The organism is Kitasatospora sp. NPDC127111, from assembly GCF_042677465.1.
Classification (GTDB): domain Bacteria; phylum Actinomycetota; class Actinomycetes; order Streptomycetales; family Streptomycetaceae; genus Kitasatospora.
On record NZ_JBHXTG010000117.1, the window covers coordinates 1 to 3,093 of the forward strand.

Here is a 3,093-nt window from a genome sequence, read left to right on the forward strand (position 1 = left end):
GGAGCATCGGGCTGCGGGGCTGGGCTCGGGGGGGGGGGGGGGGGGCCCCCGCGGGGCGGGGGGGCCCCGCCACCGGGATCAGCGGGCGCTGACCTCGTGCACGAACTCGACCAGCCGGCTGAGCGCGTCCGGGTCCATGCTGGGCAGCACACCGTGGCCGAGGTTGAAGATGTGGCCGCTGGTGCCGAGCGCCTGGGCGGCGTGCAGCACCTCGCGGGCCTTGGTCTCGACGGCCTTGGTGGGCGCGAAGAGCACGGCCGGGTCGAGGTTGCCCTGCAGACCCTTGCCGGGACCGACCCGCTCGGCGGCGACGTTGAGCGGCACCCGCCAGTCGACGCCGACGATGTCCGCGCCGGCCTGGCCCATCAGGCCGAGCAGCTCGCCGGTGCCGACGCCGAAGTGGATCCGCGGCACGCCGTAGCCGGCGACGGCGTCGAAGACCTTGGTGCTGGCGGGCATCACCGAGCGGCGGTAGTCGTCCGGGGCGAGCGAGCCGACCCAGGAGTCGAACAGCTGGACGGCGGAGGCGCCGGCCTCGATCTGCACCTTGAGGAAGGCCGCGGTGATGTCGGCGAGCCGGTCGACGAGGGCGGCCCACAGCTCGGGCTGCCCGTACATCATGGCCTTGGTGTTCTCGTGGTTCTTGGACGGGCCGCCCTCGACCAGGTAGCTGGCCAGCGTGTAGGGGGCGCCGGCGAAGCCGATCAGCGGGGTGCTGCCGAGCTCGTCGACGAGCAGGCCGACCGCCTCGGTGATGTAGGGGACGTCGTCGGGCTCCAGCGGGCGGAGCCGCTGGAGGTCCTCGGCGGTGCGGATCGGGTCGGCGATGACCGGGCCGATGCCGGGCTTGATGTCGACGTCGATGCCGATCGCCTTCAGCGGCACCACGATGTCGCTGAAGAAGATCGCCGCGTCCACCTTGTGCCGGCGCACCGGCTGGAGGGTGATCTCCTTGACCAGCTCGGGCCGCATGCAGGACTCCAGCATGGGGATGCCCTCGCGGACCTTCAGGTACTCGGGCAGCGAACGGCCCGCCTGGCGCATGAACCACACCGGGGTGTGCGGCACCGGCTCGTGCCGGCACGCGCGCAGGAACGCGGAGTCGTGCGCGGCGCCGCGGCGCGCGGGGGTCTGCTGACCGGGGGCGGCGCCGGCCTGGGGGGCTGCCGTGGTGTCTGCCGTTGTCTCGCTCACGGTTCAAATCTTCGCACGCGCCCCGGACGCGGCTCCCCGGCCGGGCTCGTCGATTCCTCCAATGATCCGGCCGGTTCGCCGTCCCGGCACGCCGCACGGGCAGAAGTTGCGGCGATTACCCGCGTTTTCGACCTAGTCTTCGGGTCATGGCAGCGGTCGGCGGGCACCCCGCACAGGGTGGCGGAACAGGTGGCGGAACGGGTCGGGAGGCGGCGCCGAGCGAGTTCCGGGCCGCGGTCGAGGCTCTGACGGGGGCGCGGCCGCGCCCCGAGCTGGTCCTCGCCCCCGCCCCGGCGCCGCGCCGGCTCGCCCCGCACTCCTTCGCGCTGACCGCCGCGGTGGAGGTGGACGGCGAGGAGCTGGCCGACGGCCGGCTGGTGCTGCTGTACGACCCGGCCGGGCAGGAGGCCTGGAACGGGAACTTCCGCGTGGTGACCATGACCCGCGCGGAGCTGGAGCCGGAGATGGCCGGCGACCCGATGCTCTCCGAGGTCGGCTGGGCCTGGCTGCTCGACGCGCTGCAGGCGCACGGCGCCGGCTACGCCGAGCCGTCGGGGACGGTGACCAGGTGCGCCTCGCAGTACTTCGGCGGCCTGGCGGACCGGGCGTCGTCCACCGAGATCGAGATCCGGGCGTCCTGGACGCCGGCCGACGGCCGCTTCGAGCGGCACCTGGCGGCCTGGGGGGACCTGCTCTGCATCAGCGCCGGCCTGCCGCCGGCGGCCCCGGCGCCGCAGCCGCCGGCGGACGTGCCGTCACTCGGCGGGGTGGTCCCGATGCCCGCCCGCCGGCGCCCGCGCTCGCACTGACGAGTGGCGTCCGGGCCGGTCGGCACCGGCGGGGCCCGGCGCCACCCCCAGGGCTGACGGAGTGTGACTTCCGACCCGCTCTGCGTCAATTACTCGGCCAAAACCGACCGATCCGTACCGGATGTGATCGATTTTGTGCGAATTCCAGGCATGTCGTATCAGTCATCTGCGCGATTTGTCCGTATTGTTACTCACTAGATCGTGATCTTTCGCTAAAGCCGGGCACGGTTGCTGCCGAAGCAGACTGTGACCCTTTCCAAAGCGCGGAACACTCCGACCGCCCCCATCGGGGTTCCGTCCGCCACTCCCCGCAGGAGGCCTGGTGTCGGTCCTTCTTGAGCACCCCGCAAACGTGGTCGCCTACCGCCCGACCAAGCCCACCGCCATGGTGGTCATCGCCGATCCCCGCGTCCGAAACACCGTCACCCGCCACCTCTGGGCGCTCGGCGTCCGGGACGTGATCGAGGTGTCCTCGATCGCCGAGGCCCGCCCCCGGGTCTCCACCCCGCGCGACATCTGCGTCGCCGACGTCCACCTCCCGGACGGCTCCGGGCTCACCATCCTGGCCGAGACCCGCGCCGCGGGCTGGCCCAACGGCCTGGCGCTCTCCGCCGCCGACGACATCGGCGCCGTCCGCAGCGCGCTGGCCGGCGGCGTCAAGGGCTACGTGGTCACCGGTACCCGGACCAACGTCGCCATGCCGGGCCGCCCCGGCCTCCCGATCGGCGCCGGCGGCCTGGCCGGGCGGATGCGCCGCCCCGGCATGCCGGGCGTGCCGGGTGCGGCCGGTGCTCCGGGCGCCCCCGGGGCCCCCGGTGCGCCGGGCGCGCAGCAGGCCGCCTACCGGGAGCTCTCCGGCCGCGAGGTCGAGGTGCTGCGGCTGGTCGCCGAGGGCCAGTCCAACAAGGCGATCGGCGTGGCGATGGGCCTCTCCGCGCTCACCGTGAAGAGCCACCTCGCCCGCATCGCCCGCAAGCTGGGCACCGGCGACCGGGCCGGCATGGTCGCGGTCGCCCTGCGCACCGGCATCATCCACTGACCCGTCGGCGGGACCGCTGCGGCGGCGCCGGCCGGAAGTAGAAGACAGCCC

Annotated in this window: 3 protein-coding genes; 2 read left to right on the forward strand and 1 reads right to left on the reverse strand. The window is 73.8% G+C overall.

The genetic code is table 11. From position 1 onward, the window contains the following. Positions 1-78: 78 nt before the first annotated feature. The gene (gene hemE, locus ACFVHB_RS38120) at positions 79-1,194 is read right to left on the reverse strand and encodes a uroporphyrinogen decarboxylase (protein ID WP_380332028.1); all 1,116 of its coding nucleotides are present in this window, start codon (positions 1,192-1,194) and stop codon (positions 79-81) included. 146 nt (positions 1,195-1,340) lie between these two features. Here hemE and ACFVHB_RS38125 point away from each other — a divergent pair, with 146 nt between their 5' ends. Together ACFVHB_RS38125 and ACFVHB_RS38130 are read left to right on the forward strand one after the other, a co-directional pair. Then, positions 1,341-2,003, forward strand: a complete 663-nt coding sequence (locus tag ACFVHB_RS38125; RefSeq protein ID WP_380332031.1) for a DUF3000 domain-containing protein — start codon at positions 1,341-1,343, stop codon at positions 2,001-2,003. 322 nt (positions 2,004-2,325) lie between these two features. Continuing rightward, a complete protein-coding gene (locus ACFVHB_RS38130; RefSeq protein ID WP_148642571.1) occupies positions 2,326-3,042 on the forward strand; it encodes a response regulator transcription factor in 717 nt (238 codons plus the stop codon). Positions 3,043-3,093: the final 51 nt, after the last annotated feature.